Origin of the sequence: Campylobacter cuniculorum DSM 23162 = LMG 24588 (genome assembly GCF_002104335.1) — a bacterium.
Classification (GTDB): Bacteria; Campylobacterota; Campylobacteria; order Campylobacterales; family Campylobacteraceae; genus Campylobacter_D; species Campylobacter_D cuniculorum.
In genome coordinates, this window is record NZ_CP020867.1 from 757111 (window position 1) to 782361 (window position 25251).

The following is a 25251-nucleotide window of genomic DNA, read 5'->3' on the forward strand; positions in this document are numbered from 1 at the left end:
TGTTAATAAAAATTATTATAGAATATAACTTTTATTTTACAAAAATTAAGGAGAAAAATCAATGAAAAAAATTATTCTTGCCTCTATGGCAGCAGCAAGTTTGCTTTTAGCAGCAAATACAGAGATTTTCGACCCAAAATCAGCTAAAGATCATTTAGTGGTTCAAGTTGAGCTTCTTGGAAAAGATGGCAATAAACCAGCAGGTGAAGTTATCGCAGTGCAAACTGAATACGGAGTGGCATTTTTCCCTAATCTATCGGGCTTAGAGCCGGGAATTCATGGCTTTCATATTCACGAAAATGGAGATTGTGGTGCAAACGATAAAGGTTTAGGAATGAAAGCGGGCGGACATTGGGATCCTAAAAAAACCGGCGGACATTCTTTACCTTGGGATGATAATGGACATATGGGAGATTTACCAGCACTTTATGTTGATAAAGATGGCAAAGCTACAAATCCTGTTTTAGCTCCTAAAATTAAAAATCTTAGTGATATTAAAAATCACGCTTTAATGGTTCATATCGGTGGAGATAATCACAGCGATACACCAGCAGCACTTGGCGGTGGCGGTGCTAGAATGGCTTGTGGCGTTTTTAAATAAAAATTTTCTATCCTCAATTTTGAGGATAGTTTTATTTTTAAAATTTAAAAAATCTTAAGCATTAGAGCTTTTGGTTTTTAAGTCGGTTTGAATTTTTTAAAAAATATAGAAAATCATCATTTTAATCCATAATTGTCTTTAAATAGGTCAAATATCTAAAATATATTTAAGTTTTTATCAAATTTATATGCAAATAAAGTGTTACTTATATTTTAAATTCTTTATATAATTTAAAATATATATTCATAAAATATAAATAAATTTTTGTAAATAAAGTGTCTTTGTTTTTTACTCTATGTATAAAAATATAATCTAAAAAAATAGGCTAAAAATAGATTTAAGGATTGAGTTTTAAAATAAATTATCATAGTTGAAAAAGATTAAATTTTTAAACTATATTTTTATAATTTTATAGTGTTTTTTGTCAATTTTTATTTTGAAATTTCTTAAAAATTTATTTTATTGAGGTGAGATATTAAATTAAAAATTTAGTTAAAATTGATTATATTTTTATAATGGAATTTTGGATTTAAAGACTATGTTGCTTACTATACTCTATATTATCGGTATTTCAGCTGAAGGAATGAGCGGAGCTTTAGCAGCGGGAAGACATAAAATGGATCTTTTTGGGGTTATATTTATCGCTCTTGTTACAGCAATTGGAGGTGGAAGTATAAGAGATATGCTTCTTGGGCATTATCCTTTGACTTGGGTGAAGCACCCTGAATATGTTCTTTTAGTTTGTTTTTGTGCTTTAATCGCAACGAAAATTCCTCGCATGGTGAGCAAACTTGAAAATTTATTTTTAACTTTAGATGCAATAGGACTCGTTGTTTTTAGCATACTTGGAGCACAAATTGCGGTTGAGCAAGATTATGGCTTGATTATTGCTATAGTTGCGGCTGTAATTACAGGCGTTTCGGGCGGAATTTTAAGAGATGTTTTGTGTATGAGAATTCCTTTAGTGTTTCAAAAAGAAATTTATGCGGGTATTGCTATAATTGCCGGAGGACTTTATTATACCTTGATAGTTTGGCTTCATCTTCATACCTTGCTTTGCACACTGATTACGCTTTTCATAGGTGTTCTAGCAAGACTTTTAGCGATAAAATACCGCTGGTCTTTGCCTGTATTTTCTTATGATGAATGAAGGATTTATGATGAGGATTAAAATATTTTTTTTGTGTTTTTTTGGATTTTTCTTAAATGCTTGTGAAGAAACAAAGTCTGTCGAATACTATAGAGAACACCCTGAAGAAGCAAGAGAAAAATCTTTACAATGTCGTGCTTCTCGCAAAATTTCTCAAGATTGCATCAATGCTTATAAAATAGGCTTTCCTACTGATAATGATGAGAATTTAAGCATAAAATAAACTTTGAAAATTTAATAAAATAAAAAGATAAACTAAGATATAATCAAAAAATCGTTCATTTTAAATTTTTAGGAATTTAATGTTAAATGTAATCTATGCTTTATTCTTTAGAGAGTTAAAAACAAGATTTGGGGCAAATAAATATTTAGGCTATATTTGGGTTGTTGGTGAGCCTATGTCTGTGGTTTTGACTATTACGATTATTGTTACAATCATTAGAGAATATCATCATCAAGTCATGCCCGATGGAATTTCCATTTTTATGTTTTTAATCTCTGGAATTGTGCCTTATTTTATGTTTAGAAGTATCGTAACGCAACTTATGCATGGCATAGGAGCAAATTTAGCCCTTTTTGCCTATAAACCTGTTAAACCCATACATGTTTTTATTGCTAGGACCTTGTTAGAATTTTGTATCTATTTTACAATTTTTGTTGTTGTGCTTTTTATATCGGCTTGGTTTTTAAATTTAAATTCCATTCCCAGACATTTTATGGAGGTCATGTTTAGTATCTTTTTGCTTTTATGTTCAGGGTTTTCTTTGGGGCTTTGTTTTGCAATCATTTGGCACTTTGTGGAGCCTTTGAGGACTTTATTGAATTATTTTAGTATTATTTTTTATTGGAGTTCGGGAGTTATTTTTCCAACTTGGCTTATGCCAAAACCTTTGCTTGATATATTTTATTATAATCCTTTACTCCATATTATGGAACTCTTAAGATACAATTTTTTCGAACATTATCCCTTGCAAGATGATTATAATTATATTTACCCTATATTTTGTATAGCCGTTGTCCTTTTTATAGGGCTTTTTATATATTATTATAACAGACAAGCTTTAACGGCGGCTCGAAGAAAATGATAAAGCTTGTGAATTTAACTAAATCTTATCCTTTATTTAATGGCAAAAGACATTATGTTTTCAAAGATTTTACCTTTGAATTTCCTGAAAATTGTAGTATAGGACTTATGGGATATAATGGAGCGGGTAAATCTACGCTTATGAGACTTTTGAGTGGTTCAGAGCTTCCTGATAAAGGCAAGATTCTTACTAATAAAAAGCTTTCATGGCCTTTGGGTTTAAATGGAGCCTTTCAAGGCTCACTCACTGCAAGAGATAATGCTAAATTTGTTGCAAGGGTGTATGGTTATAAGGGTGAAGAATTAAGAGAAAAAGTGCAATTTGTCGAGGATTTTGCAGAGCTTGGAAAATTTTTTGATGAACCGATGAAGACCTATTCTTCGGGAATGAGTGCAAGAATCGCTTTTGGACTTAGCATGGCTTTTGAATTTGATTATTATCTGATTGATGAAGCTGGAGCGGTTGGAGACCCTAAATTTAGGGAAAAAAGCATAAAACTTTACAAAGAAAGACTTTCAAAATCAAAGGTCATTATGGTTTCTCACAATGTTGCTGAAATTAAGGAATGGTGTGATAAAATTATTTTTATGCAAGATGGCAAAGTGAGTGTTTATGATGATGTCGATGAAGGTATAGCTGTCTATCAAGGAAAAAAATGATTGTTAAAAAATATGCAAAAGAATATAAAAATGTATTAGAAAAGATTAAAGATTTAAGCCTATTTGATTCTTTTAAAATTGTTTGGTTTTTGATGATTTTTGTGGCGATTTATTATTTTTTGATTGCCACAGATAGATATGTAAGCACTATGACTTTAAGTGTGCGTTCAACTAATGGAGAAACAGCAGATACAAACGGGGTGCTTTCTTTATTGACTGATACTTCAAATACAAGCGAAGATTTAAAATATTTACAAGGTTATATTTATTCTTTAGATATGTTAAAAATTTTAGATGAAAAAATAGGGCTTAGAAAGCTTTATCAAGAGCAGTTTATTGATTTATTTTTTAAAATTTGGGATTTTAGTTCTATGGAAAGTTTTTTAAAATATTATCAAAATCGCGTTAAAATCTACACTGATGATAAAACAGGACTTTTGAATGTCGATGTGGAAGGTTTTACTCCAGAATCTGCTCATTTGATTGCTCAAAATATTATGGAAGAGAGTGAAAAATTTATCAATGAAATTTCACATGCTGCAGCAAGAGAACAAATGGCTTTTGCTGAAAATGAAATTGTAAAATATAAAGAAAGATATAAAAAAGCTCAAAATGATTTGATTGCGTTTCAAAATAAATATGGAGTTTTTGATCCCCTTAAACAAGCTGAAAATCGAGTCGGTTTAGTCGCACAACTTGAAGGCAATTTGGCTCAAAAAGAAGCCACTCTTTTGACCTTACAAAGCTATATGAATGATTCAGCACCCGAAATTGTAACTTTAAAAGCAGAAATTGAAGCGATAAAAAGACAACTTCAAAGAGAAATAGCAAAAATTTCATCGAGCAATTCTTCGCAAAAACTTAACGATTTGGTGGCTCAATTTCAAGATTTAAGTATAGAAGCGAGTTTTGCACAAAGTGCCTATGAAGCAGCTTTGAAAGCTTATGAAACTGCCAGAATTGAAGCAGCAAGGAAGATTAAACAACTTGTGGTGATTCAAAATCCTGATTTACCTCAAAGTGCAGAATACCCTAAAAGAATTTATAGTGTTATCACTGCTTTTATGATATTATCTTTAATTTTTGGTATTATTAAATTCATTAAAATGATTATAGAGGAGCATAAATACTGATGAAAAACATATTAATTTTATTATTAGGTTTTATTTTTTGTTTTGGAGCGGTTGATATTTCGCAAATTGTTTCACCTGAAAACAATGCTCCAAGTTATGAACAAAATATGAGCTCGTCATATCCAGCTCAAAATACAGAAAATTCAGAAAATAATGTAACTTATATGAGAAATTCCAGCACAATCGCTGTTTTTGGTTCTCATCTTTTTAATGGAAATTTTAGAAATTTTACTCAAAAACTTTATAATCCTGATTATAAAATTGCGGTTGGAGATCAAATCAGTCTTAAAATTTGGGGAGCCGTAGAATTCACTCAAGTTTTAGTTGTGGATTCTCAAGGCAATATTTTTATCCCAAAGGTTGGAGCCATTAATTTATTAGGCGTGAAAAATAGTGCTTTGGTTTCAGTGATTAAGGCTCAAGTTAATAAAATTTATAAAAACAATGTCTTTGTTTATGCGGATATGAATGCTTATCAAAATGTCAGTGTTTTTGTAACAGGAAGCGTCAATGCTCCCGGACTTTATGAGGGTTTAAGCTCGGATTCTATCATTCAGTATTTAGACAAAGCAGGGGGAATTAATTTAGAATATGGAAGTTTTAGGGATATTAAAATTTTAAGAAATAATGCAGTGGTTAAAAAAATCGATTTGTATGATTTTTTACTCAAAGGACAAATGGAACTTTTTGCTTTTAGAAGCGGAGATGTGGTTTTAGTGGGCAATGTGCAAAAATACGCCTTTGTGAGCGGAGATGTGCAAAAGCCTTTTAGATTTGAATTGGGTGAAGATATAAAAACTTTAAGTGATTTGGCTGTGGTTTGTGGAGCAAAGCCCATAGTAACAAATGCCGTGGTGAGAACTTACGCACCTAATCACAAGCTTGATGTTGTTGCCTATAATAAAATTGATTTTTCAAAAGCACTTTTAAGGACAGGCGATGAGGTTGAATTCAGACCCGAATATGTTTCACAAAATATTAGCGTTATCGTAGATGGGGAGCATGATGGTTTAAAAACCTTAGTGGTAAAAAAAGGGACGACTTTAGAAGATGTTTCAAATCTTATCATGCCAAATGCAAGATCGGATATGAATGCCTTGCAAATTTATCGAAAAAGCGTCGCAAAAACTCAAAAAGAGCTTATTGCTGCACAGCTTAGAGAGCTTGAAACCTTAGCTTTAACAAGTTCAGCGGTTAATTCAGAACAAGCCGCCATTCGTGCAACTCAAGCAAAGACCATTTTAGAATTTATAGAAAGAGCCAAACAAGTTGAACCTAAAGGACAAATCGTTATTGATAACACAAAGGCTTATAAAAGCATTGTCTTAGAAGATGGAGATATTATCAATGTGCCGAGTAAAAACAATCTTGTCATTGTGCAAGGCGAGGTTTCATTACCCGGTGCTTTTGTTTATATGAATAAGGAAAATTTGAAATATTATATTGATTTAGCAGGAGGATACAGCGAAAGGGCTGACACTTCAAAAATTTTAGTCATACGCATTAATGGTAAGGCTGAAAAATATCGTGGAAGTATTGACATGAAGCCCGGAGATTCCATACTTGTTTTACCAAAAGTTGATAGTCAAAACTTGCAAATTTTTGGTATGATTACGCAAATTCTCTATCAAATTGCAATCGCAACAAATGTTGTGCTTAATATATAAGGAAGTGAAAAATGTTTGATGGAGTTGAGATTGCTAAGAGAGTTTTTGAGATTGAATCTAAGGTTATAGCTGATTTAGCTAAGAATTTAAACGAGGATTTTAATAAAACTATAGAACTTATTTTGAGTATTAAGGGACGTTGCATATTAAGCGGTATGGGAAAATCAGGACATATTGCGACAAAAATCGCTGCAACCTTAGCAAGCACGGGAACTCCAAGCTTTTTTATGCATCCAAGTGAAGCCTTGCATGGGGATTTGGGTATGCTTACTTCTAATGATATTTTAATCGCTATTTCAAATTCAGGTGAAACTGAAGAGCTTTTAAGAATCATTCCAGCGATTAAAAGATGTAAAATTCCCCTTGTAGTGATGAGTGGAAACAATCAATCCACTTTAGCAAAACAAGCCGATGCCTTTTTGAATATTTTTGTTGAAAAAGAAGCTTGCCCCTTGCAACTTGCTCCGATGTCCTCTACAACAGCGACTTTAGCAATGGGAGATGCCATTGCAGCTGCCTTGATGAAAATAAGGAAATTTAAACCTAAAGATTTTGCTTTGTTTCATCCGGGGGGAAGTTTGGGACGCAAACTTTTAACTAAGGTTGAAGATTTGATGGTTTCATCTCATTTGCCCATCGTCAATCCTCAAACCGAATTCAATGATTTAATCAGCATAATGACAAGTGGAAAATTAGGACTTTGTATAGTTTTAGAACAGGATAAACTTGTGGGTATTATCACAGACGGGGACTTAAGAAGAGCTTTAAAATCAAATAATAAACCAAGATTTGATTTTAAAGCCAAAGAAATTATGAGCACAAATCCTAAGATTGTCGATGCAAATTCTATGTTGAGTGAAGCAGAAGAGATTATGCTTAAACATAATATCAAAGAAATTGTCGTGCAAAAAGAAGACAAGGTCGTTGGTGTCATACAGCTTTATGCGATAGGAAAAATATAGTGAAATATAGTATTGCAATTCCTTTAGACCTTAAATTACGTCCATTCGATATACTTAGGAAAGTTAAAGATATTATTAAAAGAGCGAGTGATGATATTGAAATTGTTTTTGGACATAATGATAGAAATTGTTGGTTTGATAAATATTTAAAAAGGCTTATTAAAAATAAAGACAATGTCAAGCTTGCATCTGGAAATTTTTATACAAAACTTGTGAATATGAGTTTATTAAGAAATAAAGCTGTAGAGCTTTGTTCTTGTGAATTTATTTATCTTATGGATGTAGATTGTTTGTTTGATAAAGAATTAAGCGATTCTTGTATAGAAGAGCTTAAGAGTGAAAAAAAAACTTTTATTATTTTGCCTTGTTTGTATCTTACTCCTAAGGGCTCAAGAGCAATTTTTCATCATAGCAGAGAAGAGATGTTTGAAAAATTTATTTCTTTTAGAAAAGATTTATTTTCAAGCATTGCTTCGCCGAGCGGAGGGACGATATTTTTGAAAAAAAAGGATTATTTAAAACTCGGTGGTTTTGATGAAGATTTTGTAGGTAGAGGTGGAGAGGACTTCGAATTTATGATAAAACTTGCACTTTTTCATAAAGCCATAGAGCCTACGAAAGACTTAATGCTGAATAAATTTTATAAAGCCCCCCTTTTAAGTGAGGGTTTTAGAAAGTATTTAAGTTTTATTTGTTTGCCTTATTTTTTTGAAAAAAAGGTTGCGTTTCATATATATCATAGTAGAAATAGACTTTTAGGTTATTACAGACAATATGATAAAAATTCAAATTTGCTTCAAGAAAAAATTGCATTTAAAGATGACAATTTAAAAGCCTATGGAGCGTCTTTAATGGCATTTTATGAGGAACTTTGTCATAAATATGAGATTCCTTTAGATAAATATGCCATTCTTTTTGATTCTAATAAACCTAAGATATTGAGTTTATCTTGGTTTATACTTTTTTTGAAAAGACTTTAATGTTAAGACTTTCAAGAGAAAATAAAAAACAAATTAAAATTATCCTTGATGGTATCTTTAAAATTTATCTTAAAATCTTTTTAAACCGCTTTAAACCCAAAAAATATCAAGCCTATCAAAAATATGTTGTCATTTCAGCTGTGTATAATGTAGAAAAATATCTCAAAGATTATTTTAATTCTATAATCCATCAAAGACTTGATTTTAAAAACAATATTCTTTTAATCTTAGTCGATGATGGTTCAACGGATAAAAGTGCAACAATTATCAAAGCCTATCAAAAAAAATATCCTAAGAATATCATTTATCTGTATAAAGAAAATGGAGGACAAGCAAGTGCTAGAAATTTAGGTTTAAAATATTTAGAACAAAATTTAAAAGAAAGTTTTAAATTCCTTTCAAAATCAAATAATAAAAATTTAGATTCAATTGACTCTTCAAAGTTAAATACAACTTCACTCAATTCTTTAAATTCAACATTACCTTTTATACCTACTTGGGTGAGTTTTACTGACCCTGATGATTTCTTGGATAGAGATTGTTTTTATAAAGTCGATAAGTTTTTAAATAAAAATAAGAATGAAAATTTGGTTATGATTGCTTGCAATATCATATTTTATTTTGAAAAATTTAAAATATATAAAGATAATCATCCTTTAAATTTTAAATTTAAAAAAACCAGCATACTTACTAATCAAAATTTAAATGATTTTATACAGCTTCATTGTGCATCAGCCTTTTTTTTTGTGCAAAAAATTCTCAAACAGAATATAAAATTCGATGAGGATTTAAAACCAAATTTTGAAGATGCAAAATTTGTTAATGAATTTTTACTTGAAAACTTAAAATCACAAAGTGTTTTTCTTAAAACAGCAAAATATTTTTATAGAAAAAGAAAGGATAAAAGCTCAACTTTAGACAATAAAAAAGAATCAGATTTAAAGCAAGTTTTGAAATTAGGTTATCTTCTTCTTCTTCTTCTTGCAGAAAAAAAATGCTTTAATATTCCAAATTTCATTCAAAATACTATAATCTATGATTTATATTGGGTTATTAAAGACACAATCAATAATCCAAATAAATTTAATTTTCATACCATTGAAGAAAGGAAAAAATTTTTTAAACTTTTTGATAAAATTTTTTCTTTAATTGATGCTGAAAATATTTTAAATTTTAATGTGGCAGGATTTTCTTTCTTTTATAAAGTAGGAATTCTTCATTGTTTTAAAAATGAATATCCTTCTTTTCATATCGCCTATATAGAAGATTTAGATGATAAAAACGAACAGATTTTAATAAGATATTTTACTCCTAATGATAAAGATACAGAAAGTATCAAATTTGATGGTGTGGAAATTTATGCGGATTATAAGAAGATTGTTAAACATTGTTTTTTAAATAGAGTGTTTTGCTATGAAAAAAGACTTTGGGTAAAGATGCCTCAAAACGCACAGAAGCTCGAAATTTTTATAAAAAAAGAAAAGAGTAAAATTTATTTTGAAGAAAAAGAGCTTGAGGGTTTAACTCAAATTGACCAAAGAATGCAAGAATCTAAGGTGCAAAGAAGTAAAAATGATGATTTGTGGCTTTTTGTAGATATGGCTTTTAAGGCTGATGATAATGCCGAACATCTTTATCGATATATTGCTAAAAATCATCCAGAGCAAAATATAATTTTTGCATTAAGGAAAAATTCAAAAGATTATGAAAGACTTCAAAAAGAAGGATTTAAGCTTATAGACCCTAAAGGTTTGAAATTTAAATATTGTCTTCATAAAGCGGATAAAGTCATTTCTTCTCATATCGATAAATATATTTTTAATGCTTTTGGTGGGGATACTTTAAAGACTAAAGATTTTATTTTTCTTCAACATGGGGTTACTAAAGATAATCTTTCAGCTTGGTTTAATAAACGCAAGATTGATTGTTTTATCACTGCAACAAAAGCAGAATATAAAAGCATAGCTAAGGATTACAATGAATACAAATTTAGCTCTAAAGAGGTTGTTTTAACAGGATTTGCAAGACATGATAATCTTTTAAAAAACAATACAACTCCTTTAAAACAAATTCTTATTATGCCAACTTGGAGGCAATATTTAGTCGGTGAAATACAAAGTTTTGGAAAAAGAAAAAAGAGAGACAATTTTGTCCAAAGCAAATATTATAGACATTGGAAAGCTTTTTTAGACAGCAAAATTTTAAGAGATTTAATGCAAAAATATCATTATCAAATCATTTTTAATCCTCATCCTCAAATTCAACCTTATTTTAAAGATTTTGAGCTCGATTCTTATATTAGATTAAGTGAAGGTTCTTGTTTGCAGAAGCTTTTTATAGAAAGTGCTTTGTTGATAACTGATTATTCTAGTGTGGCTTTTGAAATGGCATATTTAAAAAAACCCGTGCTGTATTATCAATTTGACAAAGAAGAATTTTTTGCAAATCATATTTACCAACAAGGTTATTTTTCCTATGAAAAAGATGGTTTTGGAGCAGTGTCTTATACAGAAGAGGAGCTGCTTAAAGAGCTTGAAAATTTACTTGCAAAAGATTGTAAGAGTGATGAGCCTTATAAAAGCAGGATAGAAAATACCTTTGAATTTAGAGATGGTAAATGTTGTGAGAGAATTTATAAAAAAATCAAAGATTTATCATAAAATATTTTATGATAAGCTTTTAAAAAATTGCTAAATTTGATAAAATACCGATAAAAATCAAAAATATTTTACAAATAATTTTTTAGAAAATACAGACCTTAAGGAGAAAAACTTGTTTTTTAATTTTCTTAAAAAATCCAAACAAAATACCGCAGTTTCAAAAGATTTTTCAAAACAAAACACTCAAAATTCAAATGATTTTTTAGCAAACAAAGAGGAAAATACTTCAAATAAAGAATTTTTAAATGATGAAAACAAGGAAGAAAATTTAATCAAAAAAGATGAAAATTCAGACTCTATAAAAGTCTTAAATTCGGCTTATTCTTTCAAAAAAATCGCTTTAGGATTAGTATTTGCTATGATTTTAGGCATTATTTGTGCTTTTTTGGCAAGTTTTTATCTCGGAGCGTCTTTTAAAGTTTCTGCTTTGATAGGCATCATCGCTTTGCTTGTAACACTTTGGACAAATAAGGCTTTGCCTTTAGGCGTTGTATCGCTTTTGCCTATCATTTTGTTTCCAAGTTTTGGAATTTTAGACACGAAAACTGCAACAGCAAATTATGGCAATCCTATTATTTTTCTATTTTTAGGAGGTTTTATGCTTGCCACAGCAACGGAAAAAATCGGTTTGCATAAAATCATCGCTAAAAAATTTTTATCCTTTTTTCCTAAAACCCCTAAAGGAGTGATTTCTGCTTTAGGATTTGCTTCAGCAGCCTTAGGAACAGCTTTGTCAAATTCTACGGTTGCAATCTTACTCTTACCCATTGCACTTTCTATCACAAAAGATTATTTTTTAAAACTTAGATTTTTACTTGCTGTAGCTTTTGGAGCAAGTATTAGCGGTATCACCACGCCCATAGGCTCTCCGCCAAATCTCATATTTTTAGGATTTTTAGAAAATCTTGGTTTTGAAGGCATCAGTTTTACAACTTGGATTTTTATGATGTTGCCGCTTACTTTGCTTATGCTTTATGCGATGATTAAAATCCTTTCATTCAATACAAAAAGTCATTCTATGGAAGTGAATCTTTTTGAAAATGAGGAATTTACTTTTGCACACAAACGTTTGACATTTTTTCTCCTTGTGCTTTTGGTGATACTTTTTATCAATTCTCCTATTAAACCTTTTTATAGTGGTTTGGGTTTAAATGAAAATGTCATACTTTTAGCCTTTGGTTTGCTGATGTTTGTGCCTAAAATTGGCTTTTTGGATTGGGACGATTCTAAGTCTATACCCTATGAATTGATATTTTTATTTGGAGCAGGATTTTGTATTGCAAAAGCCTTTGCAGGAACTGAATTGAGCAAAGCATTTGAGGGATTTTTTTCCCAATTTTCCTCTTTACCTTTTATTGTCTTTTTATTTTTAGCTTGTGTGAGTGCGATTATAGCGACAGGATTTTTAAGCACCACAGCCCTTATTGCTATTTTACTCCCTATCGTTTATACAGCCACGCAGTCCTTTTTAGAAGGTAAAGAACCCACAATCACTATGCTTGCGATTACAATTTGTGCGAGTTTTTCATTTATGATACCCATCAGCACACCTCCTAACGCCATTGTTTTTGCTAAAGGTAATATCAAGGCGTGGGATATGATACGTTTTGGTTTTATGCTAAGCGTTGTAGGGATAGTAGCTGTAACGCTTTTTTCATATGTGTATTGGCGTTGGTTTTTAGGAGTTTAAACGAAGTTCGCTTTTAAATTCTGCTTTTTTTGTAAGATATAAATATTTAATTTTTATATCAATTTAAAGAGAAAATTTATAATTTTTAGTGTATGTAAGAAAATCGCTTTTAATAAAAATTCATAATGGTTTGCTAATAAAGGGGGAGATATTACTCCAAAAAATTTATTTTTGCAGTAATATTCATCAAACCCGCTTTAATTTCTTCATTATATATGCTAGGGCTTAAAATTATAAAAGAATTGTTTTGATTTTTTAGAATTTGGGGATTTTTTACAAATAAAGGAGTTCCATAAAGTCTTTTATCCCATTTATTTGGATTATTATCTAAAATTCCTTTAATTTTAGAGAGTTCTAAACCATTATAAATCAAAACTTGAGAGAAAAGATGAGCCCCAAAGAGATAAAAAGAAGCATTTGTATTTTTTAAAATTTCATTAAGTTTTTTAACTCGGTTTTTGTAATATTCTTTATAATCTAAAAATAACTTTTTGTTCTTTTCATATTCATTTTTTAGTTGAATGTAAGGGGCGTTTTTATCTTTTATTACTTTGTAGAATATACTATGTTCTTTAAAGTATTTTTTATCTAATATCTTAAATCCACTTTTAGAAAGGATAAATTCAAGCACATTTTCATTTAAAAAAATTGTATGTTCAAAACACAAACAATTTGCACTTTTTAGTTCAAGACTCTTTTGCAAATTTGGGAGAGAAAAAATCATAATCCCCCCCCCCCCGTCAGTACTTCAAAGCAATCTTGTAGAAAATCCAAAGGTTTATAGATGTGTTCAAAGGTATGAGAATGCACAATGCAATCAAAATTTTGTTCAATATTTTCTTTTTTGAAAAATGAGTCAATATAATTTATATTATTGTGTTTTTTTGTAGAATTTGGCTCTATGATTGTATATTTTAATTCAGGATTAATTTCAAGGCAGTTTTGAGAAAGTTTTCCATGTCCCCCGCCGATTTCTAAGATATTCTTAGGGTGATTTTGCATAATAAAATTTGCAAATTCTTTGTGATGTTCTTCCCATAATGCCCCGATAGCACCGGCATCATGTCCATTCTTATAGAGCAAATCAAGCGGTATAAGTTTTTTTAATTGCAATACTCCTTCTTTGGATATAGCAATTTCTTCTTCGCAAATCAAATCTTTATCACTTTCTTTTTCAGTGCAACCACAAAATAAAGGAAATTTTTCCTTACTTATGATTTCAAGCTCACTTTGATTGATAACGCATTGTTTTCTTTCAAGATAATTAATCTTTTGCATTCTTTTTAAACTCCAAATATTTTTTTAAATCCTGCGGCGTGCCGATGCCATGCATTTTTTCTTCTTCTATATTATAAATTCCAAATTTTAACCCTTTCTTAATGGCATAATTATAAACAGGAGCGGTATAAAATTCATTATTAATTCTGTCATTTTCTAAAATCATTTGTAAGGCATTATCTACAAAAAATTTACCTTTAGAAAAAAGATAAATTCCAACGGTGGCAAATTTTGAGATGACTTGTTTTTCTCTCACCTCTACAACAAGATTATGTTCAATTTTGACAAAAGACCATTTATTGTCTTTTTTACTATCAATAAAGCAAAGTAAAGACCCATCAAGCTTTCTTATTTTACAATCTTCAATAAAATCCTTTAGATTTAAATCAACAATCTGGTCAGAATTTGCAATAATCAAAGGTGTGTCGTTATTGATAAATTCCCTTGCAAAAAGCACTGTGCAAGCTGTGCCTTCGGTAAGTTTATCAATACCTATAAATAACACATTGAAATCCTTTTTTATTTGTTCGCAAAGAATTTTTTCAGATTCTAAATGTTCTTTTCTTAAAATAATAATAAATCTCGCATCATCACAGGCGAGATTTTCTAAAACCCTAACAATCATAGCTTTTCCTAAGACATCAATAAAAGGCTTAGCTTTTTTAAATCCTTCTTTGGCGAAGCGACTTCCAAGTCCTGCGGCAGGGATAACAATATTTATCATTCTTTTTCTCCTAAGTATTTATCATTTTTGGCACAAGGAAGTTTGACAACAACATTTATAGTATTTTCTAAAGCTTTAAAATCTGTGGATTCATTAGGTTCTATTACAATAATATCACCCTTTGAGTAAATTTTATCATTCATTAAGACCTTGCCTTCTATGATAGCCGTAATTTCAGTAGCTATTCTATGATGATGTCTTTGTTCATAGTCTCCTTTTTTATATCTTTTTACACCCACTTCAACGGCTTCTGTGTTAAAGACACTTGGATTAAAATCTCCTATAAACCAACCTCTAATCATATCATCGAGTTTGAAAATTTTCATCTTAAAACTCGTAAAGATAAGCTCTAAGTTTTACAATTTTTTTATTTTTCCATTCAATAATATCCACTCCTTTTAAATTTGTTTCATCGAGCTTTAGAATGAATTCTATGAAACTTGTATCATCATCTTGATAAATTTTATTTGCTTCAAAGCTTAGTTTTGAATGTTTTTCAAAAAGCTCATTTATAGCATTAAGACATATTTGTTTTCCTTCTAGATGTTTAACAGCAGGATCTTCTAGAATAAAATTTTCATCAAGTAAAGAAGAAATTGTTTTCAAATCTTTGTCATTAAAGGCTTTGATATAATTTTGAGTGAGTTTTTTAAGCATTTTTTATCCTTTCAAATTCTTTAATTTTTTCTGGGCTATAAAAAGTATGATACAAATTTTTGTCGATTCTTATATTTAAGATTTTTTTATTTTCTAAAATGAGTTCATTTAAAATGGGAGCAACAAAGTATTTTCCTTGATAATTCACATCTTTTCTAATCATATTTTTAGCCCCATTTATAAAGAATTTTCCATGTTTAAAATAGTAAAATCCTGCAATGGCATCTTTGCTAACAGGTTTTTTTTCAAAGGCTTCTAAAACTATATTTGAAGAGTTACATTTTACATAAGCCCAACGCGGATGTATATTTTCAAAACTTAGAATTCCAGCATCATAAGCAGAAAATTTTTCAATCATTTCATTTAAATCAAATTCAAAAAATTGGTCTATATTGACAATAAGCAGAGGCTCATCGTTGTCAATAAAATCAATTGCCAACATACAAGAACAAGCCATTCCACCTGTTTCTTTTTCTGTGAAGATATTTTTAGCTTTTTGATTTGTAAGAGTATGGATAGCATCATCAATATGAAAACGAAATGCTTCATCTTTCTTAAGTATAAAAATCAATTGTTTATTTTTAATATTTTCAAAATTTTTGATAAAAATCTCTAACATTGTTTTTCCGCAAATTTCAACAAAAGGCTTGGGAAAACCTTGTTTTGATTCATCAAAAAAATAACTCTTACCAGCTATTGGAACGAGGATGTTTAACATTTAATCCCTTTCAAATTTTTCTATGTGATTTTTGATATTTTCATAATTAACCTCTTCAACTTCTTTAACAATCATAACATTTGCTCCGCTTGCTTTTGCTGCTTTAATGCCATTTTCATTGTCTTCAATTATCATACATTGCTTAGGTTCTAAGTTAAATTTTAAAATTGCTTTAGAATACATTTGTGGATGGGGTTTAGGCTTTTCTACATCTTCATTTGAAAGGCAAAAATCTAAATACGACTCCAGAGCTGCTTTTTGCATCATTACATCAATAGTATGTCGTATGGAATTTGAACAAACAGCTAATTTATACCCTTCATTTTTGAGTTTTGAAAGGGCAAATTCGTGATGAAATCTAGGTTTGCAATAATTATAAACCATTTCCATAGTGTATTGTTGTTTAAGTTCATTAATGAATTCGTGCAAATTGTTACTTAATTTTTTATCAATTGAAAGCATCTTAAGTTTTTCTTTAGTTGGAAGTCCATCGAAAGTTGTTAAGTGTTCATACCTTGAAATTTCTGTGCCAAAAAGCCTTAAAGCTTTATTTAATGCTTCATAATGCCATTCTTTTGCTTCTATTAAAACTCCATCCATATCAAAAATAATTGCTTTAATCTTAGACATTGAAAAAATCCTTTGCTTTTTGAGGATAATCTGTGCAAAGCATTAAATTTTCTCTAGGATTTAATTCTAAGTCAATTTTTTTATATTCTTCCCATTCTTTTATGAAATCTCTACAATGAAGTTCAGGGGAAACAATGCACACTTTCTTTCCTTGTTTTAAATGATTTTTAATAATTTCTTTATCAATCCAATGAGTATAGAATTCATCAAGCCATATTCCATCTGCTTTTTCATATAAGCAAGGCTTAGGTTCTAATTCACTTTGTCTTACAAAAACTTTAAAATTTAAATCAATATAAGCCAAAGTATCCGGGATAGACATATCGAAAACGAAATAGTTTGTAATTTTATATTCTTCTAAAACTTGTTTGAGGGCAAACTGAAGCCCGTCAGCCTTAATATTTAAAGCAAGTGGGCATTCTAAAGGGTATTTTTTATAAAGAGCAAGGAGATTTTTTAAATTTAAAGCATTTTTATCAGCTATATCATGCGATACAACTAAATCCCCCCCCCCATAATCTCTTATATCTGTTTCTATTCCATAATTATTTTCAAAACTCTTTTTAAAGGCTTTTAGAGTATTTTTTTCAATATTTTCTTGCCAAAAACCTCGATGAGCAAGCAAAAGCATTTTTCTTATTGTATCCTCTCTATTTAAAATTTATGCTACAATATTAGCATATGCTAATTTAAAATGTTTTGAAATTTTTTGAGAATAGCAAACGTTTTAATTATTTATCAATAAAAAATACTTACTTTATTTAAATGTTTTATGCAAAATTTAGGGTTAAAATAAAATTTTAAATTGATTTGATGGTATTCGTTCAAAGCAAGTTATTTGACCTTGCTTTGAATTTATTCTTTGAAACTCCAAGTGTCTTTGATGAATTGCATTAGTTTGTTGTATCTTTTATCAATAGCTTTTTTATCCCATTTGTCTTTAGCAAATTGTGAAATTTCTCTTTGTTGCAAGAGAGAGTTTTTATAACTTTCGCGTTTAACTTTAAAGGGTTTGTTTCCAAGTGAGCTATTGTGTCGTTTAGAAATCAGTAAAAGATTGCCTATGCAATCCACATACATTTCTCTAAAATGATCATTATATGTTTCATACCCACTTTTTGCTTTTTCGCCTTTTTCAGTTCGCGGAGCAATGTGTTCAAGTTCTGGATTTTCGATAGAATCTTTTGTTGCTTTATAGCCTCTTGTTTTAGCATCATCTTTTCTTAAATAATTTTCATAACGCATCAAAATATAAAGAGCAATCTTTGAATTTTCTCTGTAAATATACCTAAGACTATTTTCATCCTCATCATCAGCCCCAAATAGTTTTTTATCGCTCCAATATTGATTTTTACAAATTTCTTTTAAAGAATTTGTAAGATTTTCTACATCTTTTTTTTCTTTAAATTTTTTTAAAACACCATTGAGTCTTGAAGATAAATCCGCTCTAGTTCGTGCAAGTTTATCCCTAAAAGCAATGATTTCTAAAGCTTTGAAAATTTCTTCTAAATTTTTTTTATCTTCTCTAAAAAATTCATAAGCTTTGATGATAAAAGGATACACTTCCCACACATTTAAATCAAGTAAATAATCCTTATAATCACTCTTTAGTTGCCCAAAATTTTTCATATCAATAAAGGCTTGTTTAAGCTCTTCCATATAGTCTTCAATCCAAATAACCTTATCCTTAGGCTCTTTTGCTTTTTTTAGTTCTTTTTTATAATTTTTCTCATCATCGTTTTCGCGATAATTAAAATCAAATTTTGCAATATTAAAATAATTCAAAATTCTATCTTCATCAAGAAAATTTATATCCTTTAGTAAACGATAAATATCTTCAAAAATTTTTGTGATTTTTCGTAATTTTTCCTCACAGGATTCTTTTTCACAATAAGTATAAATTTGATAGCTAAGATAAGACTTGAGTTTCTCTAAATTTGTGAGTTCTTTACCACGATTGTTTTGAAGTTCAAACATTAGGATAGAATCTTTTTTATTATTAAAAGCTATGCTTAGAATTTGAGCTTTTTTCAAGGATTTAAAAAGTTTTAAGATTTCTTCTGTGCTTTTGCTTTCTAATTTTTTATTAAAAAATTCTTTCGCCTTTTTAATGCGGTCTTGAGAGAGTGTTTGAGCAGGATAGCTGTTGCTATTTTTGATGATATAATTTTCGAAATATCCATCATCATATTCTACGGTTTTAAGTTTTGCTTTTGGGTTAAGATAAATTTCTTTGAACTTACTAAGAATTTCTTGCTTTTTTGTCTGATTTTCATTAAATTCTTTCTTTTCTAAGATATTGTATAAAGCACGGATAAAAATTATAATGGTTGTGATTCTTTGCTGTCCATCGATAATTTCAGCAGTATTATTTTCAGACTCTTCAAGTAAGATATTGCCAAAAAAATAGCAATTTTCACTTCTTGTTGCCTCTTCTAAATCTTCTAAAAATATATTCCATTGTTTTTCTTCCCAAGAATATGCCCTTTGATAAATAGGAATTTTGTATTGTTTTTCGCGTTGAAAAAATTCCTCAATGGTCTGCTTTTTTGGAGTCATTTCGCTTTCCTTTGCATACTAAAGAATTAAAAGAGAGCTTATTTTACAAAAAAAAAAAAAATAAATCAAGCTCAATTAAGAATATTACAAAGACGATTAAGCAAATTTTTACTTTTCTAAAAATACCTTTTGACAAGGTTATTTTTAGATTTTTCTTAAAACTAAGAGATGCAAATTTAATCTTTGATGATTGTTGGCACAGATTTTAAGCCCAAACTTCTATATTTTTCATAAAGCTTAAAAGCTTCTGCAAGTTCTTTTTCACTAACTTTTGGAAGGGTTTTGATGTTTTCATCGTAGTATTTGTTGAGTATAGCGATTTTTTCTTCATCGTTTTTAGCTTTTTGAGTTTCTTTGTAAATGAGGGCAGATTTTTCAAACGCACTCTTTCCATGCACAGGGGTTAAAATATAATTGACTTGATAATCTTTAAGCTCATCTTTAATCTCTTTTAAATGTTCCCTGCAGAAAGGGCATTCTGGGTCTGAAAACACATAAATAGCGGGTTTGTTTTTATCTCCCATACGAATCACCTTGTCTTCTTTTTGAATTGTGGTTTTAGCATTTTGAATGAAATTTTCTCTTGCCTCTTCGAATTTTTTTACTTCATAGGCTTGACGATAAGAAATTTTGGATTTGATATCAATAAGATCAGGGACGATGAGATTGTCCTTTGTAAAAAGAATTTCTTCTTGTTTTTTTCCATCGATTTCTACATTTAAAACAACACTTTCAAAATCTGTATTTGCAACTTTTTGTCTTTGTGAAACACTGATTTTTGCGTCCGGAAACCGCGTCTTAATAGAATCTGAATAAAATGCAATAATTTGTTCATTACTTGCACCAAATAGGACATTTGCACAAATTAAAGCTAAATAAATCTTTTTCATTTTTACCCCTTAAAAATTTTTACTTTTTTATTTTATACTTTTAATCCAAACAATTTGTTTTTAAAAATCTTTTTTCTTCTTTTTTTATCACAGCCTCTTGTTTGTCGAGGTATTCTAAATATGCGATTGCGTATTTTCTAGAAAGTTTAAAATTTTTCTTAATGATTTGAACATCAAGACTTTGCGTGTTGAGTAGGGTAAGAAATTCTTGCATTAAATTTTCAAGAGCATTTTTTTCTATGAAAAGATTATGAGTGAGTCTTATAACCAAACCATTTTTGGTTAATTTTTTTAAAATTTCATCTCCGCTTTTTCTATCAAGACCTAAATTATCATAAAGATTATAAGGAGAATCGGGTTTTATACCTTGTTTTTTTAGAATTTGATAGAGTGCGTTATTGTTTTTTTCTTTGAGTTTTTCAAAATTCATACCCTTTTTAAAATACACACCTCTTTCAAAGTCTAAAAAATCACTCATTTGTTTTAAAAGCAATTCGCAAAGACTTTCACTCGCCCAAGCAATCCTTAAGGCTAAAAAATGAGCTGAAAGCATGGCGTAAGGATTTTTTTCTAAAACAAAAAATACAAAGTTTTTAAGCTCATCTAAAACCCAAAGATGATAAACATTGAGTTCTTTTTCATCGACAAAAACCTCTCGTAAATCTTTTGCAAGGGCTAAAGCCTCTTTGTGATTGAGTTTAAATCTTTGATAGCTAGAAAGTAAGCCAAAGCCGTATTTATGAGTGTTTTTTAAGAATTCAAAAACTTCTTGAAAATTCTTTTTTTCAAGCAAATGCAAAAGCTTATTTTTTTGTTCCTTTTTCAAAGGTTCATTGACAGGATTTAAAATCCTGCCACCGCCGATTAAGCGATTGTTTTGAAGAAGTATGAATTTTTCATCAAAGCTTAAAAAAAGCTTTTTCTCAAATTTAAAATGCACGAAAAATTTATCTTTTGCGAGTTTTTTTAAGATGAAACTTCTGCATTCTATTTGCCTTGTTCCTACGCAAAAAATCATTTTTTCATTTTTAAGATCTCCATTAACCACGCCATCGCATTCAAAAAAGCCTTTAAAAAAACCTTTTTTGCTCAGCAAAAAACCTTTTTTGAGTTCTTTATAATTGCAATTTAAACTCAAAGCAACGCGGTTAAAGGCGCTCATACTTTCATAGTTTTTTTCGTGATTTTGTATATTTTTAACCAAAAGTTCTTTTTGATTGTCAAGGCAAATGATTTTTTCTCCCACTGAAATTTTACCCTCATTAAGACTACCCGTAACCACAGTTCCTATACCCTTTAAAGAAAAAATTCTATCGATATAATAATGAAAAACAAGATTTTCATCAGCATTTTTAGGCTTTAAACTAAAAAGATATTGTTTAAGCTCCTCAATGCCTAAATTTGTCAAGCTGCTTGTATAAAAAATTTTTAGAGGTTTTAATTCTAAATTTTCAAATTCTTTTAAGAGAAATGCAGCCCTTTGTAAAAAATCTTTGCAAAGGTCGCATTTGCTAAAAACCAAGATGATTTTTTCTATTTCTAAAAGTTTTAAAATCCTTAAATGCTCGATACTTTGTTCCTTAAAACCTTCATTAATATCCACAACAAACAAGCAAGCACTAAAGGCAAATGCTCCGCTTATCATTGTTTTAACCAAGTCTTTATGTCCGGGAACATCGATAAAAGAAATATTTTTATCCTCTTTGCTTAAATTTGAAAAACTTAGATTTATAGTAATTTTTCTTTCTTTTTCTTCTTCTAAAGTGTCGCCTTCAAAACCATTGATGGCACGAATGAGTGAGGTTTTTCCATGATCAATATGCCCTGCTGTGCCGATGATGAGTGAATTCATAAGTCAAGCTCGTTGATTTTTAAAATAAGAGTATCTAATTCATTTTCTCTGATACTTCTAAAATCTAGCACAAAAGAGTCTTTTTCTATGCGTCCTATAATGTTTTTTTCTCTAAATTTTTTTTGTAAAATCAAGGCATTTCCTTCAAAACATAAAACCACACTTTCTAAATTTTTATCAGGCATAGAACCTCCTCCTACAAGGCTCTTGCTTGTTTTTAAAAGACTTTTGAATTTGATATTTTTTTGTACTTTTAAGGCTTTGTCTTCAATGTGCGAAAGTTTATCGTTTAAAAGCCTTAAGGTCGTGATTTTATCATAGTTTTTTTCAAGATAAGCCCTTGTTGTTTCATTGAGAAATGCAAGGGTGAGTTTATCCACTCTTAGCATTCTTAAGAGCTGATTTTGTCTTAATTTTTCAATGAATTGTTTTTTTCCAAGTATGATTCCAGCTTGCACAGAACCAAAAAGTTTATCCGCACTAAAGCTTAAAATATCACAATGTTTGAGAATTTTTTTTACTTGTGGTTCATTTTTTGTTAGTTTTTCGTTTAAATTTTCACACCAGCCCGAACCTAGATCATAATAACTTATAAGGCGATTTTTTTGAGCCAAAATACCCAAATTTTCGATACTGACCTCACTATGAAAACCTTGAATGCTAAAATTTGAACGATGAGTTTTTAGAATAAGGATTGAGTTTTCATTGAGTGCGTTTTCATAGTCTCTAAGATGAGTTTTATTGCTTGTGCCAACCTCGCAAAGCCTAACTCCTGCTGCCTTAATAACCTCAGGCATTCTAAATCCTCCACCAATCTCGACAAGTTCACCCCTAGAGCTAATGACTTCTTTGTTAAAAGCAAGAGAATTCAATACAAGAAAAACCGCAGCAGCATTGTTATTGACAATTAAAGCATCTTCGCACTCAAAAAGAATTTTCAATTTATCAAGCAAACTTGTATATCTTGAGCCTCTTTTGCCATTTTGAAGATTAAATTCTAGATTAGAATAAGAACAAATGCTTTTTTTGCAAGATTCATACAAATTTTCATCAATCACACTTCTGCCTAAATTTGTATGAATGATAACTCCGGTGGCGTTAATAACGCTTTGTAAATCTTTGTGCATAAAATTTTCAAGCTCTTTTTTAATGTGCATCAAAAGAGTTTTTTTATCAATGCGTCCTTGAAAATTTTTCTTAAAATCTGCCACGACGATTTTAGAAAAATAAGCCTTGAGATAAAAAGGATATTTTTTAAGACTTTCATCTGTGATTAAATTTTGAATTTGTGGAAAAGCTCTTAGCGGATTCATTTTTTACCTTAAGAAAAGATTTGGTTATTTTAACATAAAATTGAGTAAAATTTTTAATTTTTAAGGATAAAAATGCGAAGTTTTGTTTATATAAAAAACGATGAGGTTTTGCCTTTGCCGGATGAGATTGAAATTTTGGATACTCCTTTAGATGAAGAGGTTTTAATCAGTAATGATAAAAAACAAAAAGCACTAATTTTTGCTCCTGAAATTAATTTTTATCTCAAAAATTCTAAAGACAACACTCTTCAAAAAAGCAAAAATATTTTAAAACTCTATGAAGCAAGAGAGCATATTTATAATTTTGGACTTGATTTAGAGCAAGAAAAAAACATAGGAAATAAAATCATTCTTGCGGACATAAATGAAAATTTAGCTTCTTTTTTGAAACAACATAATTTTGAAGTGCTTTGTCTTAAAGAAGATGAAATTTTAGCAATTTTTGGTTGTGTGGGTGAGCTTTGTGCTATAGTAAAAAACGCAAACGAGGAGTATGAATTAGATTTTGATATTTTACTTTTTAAAACCAAAGAAAGAGCTGATTTTTTAAGACAAAGTGGATGTTATAATTATGAAAATTTTAAAGATGAAGTTGAGCTTTTGGAATTTTTACAGAGCAAAAGTCCTCGTTATTTTTATAAAAATTATATTATGTATGATTCAAATATTTGTCAATATCATCAAAGACGCACAGAGCATTGTGCAAAATGCGCTGAACTTTGTCCAACAACAGCAATTTTAAAAAATGATGAAAAGAAAGAATTAGAATTTTCTCAAATTGATTGTTTGGGTTGTGGAGCCTGTATCAGCGTTTGTCCAAGTGGTTCTCTTGATTATGCACCTTTGCCAAGAGAGAGTTTTTTTAAGCTTACAACCTTGTATCAAAAACAAAAAATTCTCATCATTCCTAAAAAAATGGACTTAGAAAATTTAGTACTTGATTTGCCCGAAGATGTTTTACCTTTGATGATAGAGGGCGAAAAAGTACTTAGTGCTTTGCATTTTTTAACCCTTTTACAAAGCTCTGGAGCGAATTTGGTTTTTTATACGGATGTTGTTTCAGAAGGGAGTGGGGAGGCGATTTTTCTTTTAAACGCAATTTTTAAAAGAAAATTTAATCAAACAGCCGTGTGGGTTGCAAAGGATAAAATAGAACTTCAAAACGCTTTGCAAAAACTTGAATTTATAGAAAATTTAAGTTTTGATTTCCATAACAACACCTTAACAACAAGGGAAAATTTTGCTAAGGGGTTAGAGCATTTAATCGATAAAGATGATTTGGGTGTAGTGCCAAGCGGAGAATGGTTAAGATATGGAGAAATAAAAATCAATCCAAACACCTGCACTCTTTGTCTTTCTTGTGTGGGTGCTTGTAACGTGGGAGCCTTAATCGCAGACAGCAAAGAAAATGCTTTGAAATTCAATGCAAGTTTATGCACAACTTGTGGGTATTGTGAAACAAGCTGTGCTGAAAAAGATACTTTGGAGCTTTTAAGGAATGGCATAAAGCTTAATTCTTCGTATTTTAACTTTCACACTTTAGCTAAAGATGAGCTTTTTAAATGCATTGAATGCGGAAAAGAATTTGCGACCTCTAAAGCAGTCCAAAAGATAGCAAACCTAATGAAACCTCGATTTTTAGGTGATGAAACCAAGATTAAAAGTCTTTATTGCTGTGCGGATTGCAAGGCTAAGGTGATGATAGCAGCGATGAGAAAAATTTAAGAGGAATGCGAGTGAGATTTTAAAACTTTGAGTTGATTTGAAAAGATAAAAAGATAAATTGTTTATGATAAAATCAGCTTTGATTGTATTTGATAAAATATTTTAAAATATAAATTTTTAAATGAAATTTTTAAAGTATTGATATTAAATTTTTTAAATTCTAAAATTTAAATAAAGATTGAAAAAGATAATTTTATCTTGTTTTAAAGATTTCTAAAAATATATAAAAATTGAAAGCTTTGATGATAATCAAATCCTAACGCAATTTAAACTTATTTTGGTTTGCAAACCAAAATAAGTTTAGAAATATAAATTTAT

General features: G+C 29.7%; 24 protein-coding genes. 12 read left to right on the forward strand and 12 right to left on the reverse strand.

Going from position 1 to position 25251, the window contains the following annotated elements:
* The first annotated feature begins 61 nt into the window (after window positions 1–61).
* From CCUN_RS03840 to CCUN_RS03890, 11 genes are all read left to right on the forward strand, one after another.
* Entirely contained in the window at window positions 62–601 is a 540-nt protein-coding gene (locus tag CCUN_RS03840) for a superoxide dismutase family protein (RefSeq protein WP_027306163.1), read from the forward strand.
* Between the two features lie 538 nt (window positions 602–1139).
* Complete coding sequence (locus CCUN_RS03845) at window positions 1140–1751, forward strand: trimeric intracellular cation channel family protein (protein ID WP_035175951.1); 612 nt, start codon at window positions 1140–1142, stop codon at window positions 1749–1751.
* A gap of 10 nt (window positions 1752–1761) precedes the next feature.
* Window positions 1762–1974: an EexN family lipoprotein gene (locus CCUN_RS03850; protein WP_027306161.1), complete on the forward strand. Its 213-nt coding sequence runs from the start codon at window positions 1762–1764 to the stop codon at window positions 1972–1974.
* A gap of 79 nt (window positions 1975–2053) precedes the next feature.
* Entirely contained in the window at window positions 2054–2836 is a 783-nt protein-coding gene (kpsM, locus tag CCUN_RS03855; protein ID WP_027306160.1) for a capsule polysaccharide transporter KpsM, read from the forward strand.
* Window positions 2833–3495, forward strand: coding sequence for an ABC transporter ATP-binding protein (locus tag CCUN_RS03860; RefSeq protein ID WP_027306159.1), 663 nt, complete (start codon window positions 2833–2835; stop codon window positions 3493–3495). The genes kpsM and CCUN_RS03860 overlap by 4 nt, the downstream gene beginning before the upstream one ends.
* On the forward strand, window positions 3492–4628 hold the full coding sequence (locus tag CCUN_RS03865; RefSeq protein WP_035175948.1) for a KpsE/RkpR family capsule polysaccharide export protein: 1137 nt from the start codon (window positions 3492–3494) through the stop codon (window positions 4626–4628). The genes CCUN_RS03860 and CCUN_RS03865 overlap by 4 nt, the downstream gene beginning before the upstream one ends.
* Entirely contained in the window at window positions 4628–6295 is a 1668-nt protein-coding gene (locus tag CCUN_RS03870) for a polysaccharide biosynthesis/export family protein (RefSeq protein ID WP_027306157.1), read from the forward strand. The genes CCUN_RS03865 and CCUN_RS03870 overlap by 1 nt, the downstream gene beginning before the upstream one ends.
* An 11-nt stretch (window positions 6296–6306) precedes the next feature.
* Window positions 6307–7257, forward strand: a complete 951-nt coding sequence (locus CCUN_RS03875) for a KpsF/GutQ family sugar-phosphate isomerase (protein ID WP_027306156.1) — start codon at window positions 6307–6309, stop codon at window positions 7255–7257.
* On the forward strand, window positions 7254–8237 hold the full coding sequence (locus CCUN_RS03880) for a galactosyltransferase-related protein (RefSeq protein WP_174564656.1): 984 nt from the start codon (window positions 7254–7256) through the stop codon (window positions 8235–8237). The genes CCUN_RS03875 and CCUN_RS03880 overlap by 4 nt, the downstream gene beginning before the upstream one ends.
* Window positions 8237–10897 (forward strand): CDP-glycerol glycerophosphotransferase family protein, encoded by a 2661-nt coding sequence (locus tag CCUN_RS03885; RefSeq protein WP_027306154.1) that lies wholly within the window; start codon window positions 8237–8239, stop codon window positions 10895–10897. Before CCUN_RS03880 ends, CCUN_RS03885 begins: the two co-directional genes overlap by 1 nt.
* 358 nt (window positions 10898–11255) lie before the next feature.
* Window positions 11256–12587 (forward strand): SLC13 family permease, encoded by a 1332-nt coding sequence (locus CCUN_RS03890; protein WP_035175975.1) that lies wholly within the window; start codon window positions 11256–11258, stop codon window positions 12585–12587.
* A gap of 151 nt (window positions 12588–12738) precedes the next feature.
* Here CCUN_RS03890 and CCUN_RS10040 read toward each other — a convergent pair whose 3' ends face one another.
* The 12 genes from CCUN_RS10040 to selA form a co-directional block, all read right to left on the reverse strand.
* Window positions 12739–13311, reverse strand: a complete 573-nt coding sequence (locus tag CCUN_RS10040; protein ID WP_244893543.1) for a hypothetical protein — start codon at window positions 13309–13311, stop codon at window positions 12739–12741.
* Window positions 13308–13865, reverse strand: coding sequence for a methyltransferase domain-containing protein (locus tag CCUN_RS10045; protein ID WP_244893544.1), 558 nt, complete (start codon window positions 13863–13865; stop codon window positions 13308–13310). The genes CCUN_RS10040 and CCUN_RS10045 overlap by 4 nt, the downstream gene beginning before the upstream one ends.
* Window positions 13852–14586: a glycosyltransferase family 2 protein gene (locus tag CCUN_RS03900; RefSeq protein ID WP_027306153.1), complete on the reverse strand. Its 735-nt coding sequence runs from the start codon at window positions 14584–14586 to the stop codon at window positions 13852–13854. The genes CCUN_RS10045 and CCUN_RS03900 overlap by 14 nt, the downstream gene beginning before the upstream one ends.
* Complete coding sequence (locus tag CCUN_RS03905; RefSeq protein WP_027306152.1) at window positions 14586–14915, reverse strand: hypothetical protein; 330 nt, start codon at window positions 14913–14915, stop codon at window positions 14586–14588. The genes CCUN_RS03900 and CCUN_RS03905 overlap by 1 nt, the downstream gene beginning before the upstream one ends.
* 1 nt (window position 14916) lies before the next feature.
* Window positions 14917–15246 carry a nuclear transport factor 2 family protein gene (locus CCUN_RS03910; protein WP_027306151.1) on the reverse strand — a complete coding sequence of 110 codons (330 nt, stop codon included), beginning with the start codon at window positions 15244–15246 and terminating at the stop codon, window positions 14917–14919.
* Window positions 15239–15964, reverse strand: coding sequence for a glycosyltransferase family 2 protein (locus CCUN_RS03915; protein WP_027306150.1), 726 nt, complete (start codon window positions 15962–15964; stop codon window positions 15239–15241). Before CCUN_RS03915 ends, CCUN_RS03910 begins: the two co-directional genes overlap by 8 nt.
* Window positions 15965–16594, reverse strand: a complete 630-nt coding sequence (locus CCUN_RS03920) for an HAD family hydrolase (RefSeq protein WP_027306149.1) — start codon at window positions 16592–16594, stop codon at window positions 15965–15967. It lies immediately after the preceding gene.
* Window positions 16587–17225, reverse strand: coding sequence for a PI-PLC domain-containing protein (locus tag CCUN_RS03925; RefSeq protein WP_085296635.1), 639 nt, complete (start codon window positions 17223–17225; stop codon window positions 16587–16589). Before CCUN_RS03925 ends, CCUN_RS03920 begins: the two co-directional genes overlap by 8 nt.
* A gap of 224 nt (window positions 17226–17449) precedes the next feature.
* Window positions 17450–19153, reverse strand: coding sequence for a DUF262 domain-containing protein (locus CCUN_RS03930; protein ID WP_027306148.1), 1704 nt, complete (start codon window positions 19151–19153; stop codon window positions 17450–17452).
* Between the two features lie 176 nt (window positions 19154–19329).
* Window positions 19330–20043, reverse strand: coding sequence for a bifunctional thiol oxidoreductase (locus tag CCUN_RS03935; RefSeq protein ID WP_027306147.1), 714 nt, complete (start codon window positions 20041–20043; stop codon window positions 19330–19332).
* A 40-nt stretch (window positions 20044–20083) separates the two neighbouring features.
* Window positions 20084–21895, reverse strand: a complete 1812-nt coding sequence (selB, locus tag CCUN_RS03940) for a selenocysteine-specific translation elongation factor (RefSeq protein ID WP_027306146.1) — start codon at window positions 21893–21895, stop codon at window positions 20084–20086.
* Window positions 21892–23208 carry an L-seryl-tRNA(Sec) selenium transferase gene (gene selA / locus CCUN_RS03945; protein ID WP_027306145.1) on the reverse strand — a complete coding sequence of 439 codons (1317 nt, stop codon included), beginning with the start codon at window positions 23206–23208 and terminating at the stop codon, window positions 21892–21894. Before selA ends, selB begins: the two co-directional genes overlap by 4 nt.
* Window positions 23209–23280: 72 nt before the next feature.
* Between selA and CCUN_RS03950 the strand changes: the two genes are divergently transcribed.
* The gene (locus tag CCUN_RS03950; RefSeq protein WP_027306144.1) at window positions 23281–24933 is read left to right on the forward strand and encodes a 4Fe-4S binding protein; all 1653 of its coding nucleotides are present in this window, start codon (window positions 23281–23283) and stop codon (window positions 24931–24933) included.
* Window positions 24934–25251 lie beyond the last annotated feature (318 nt).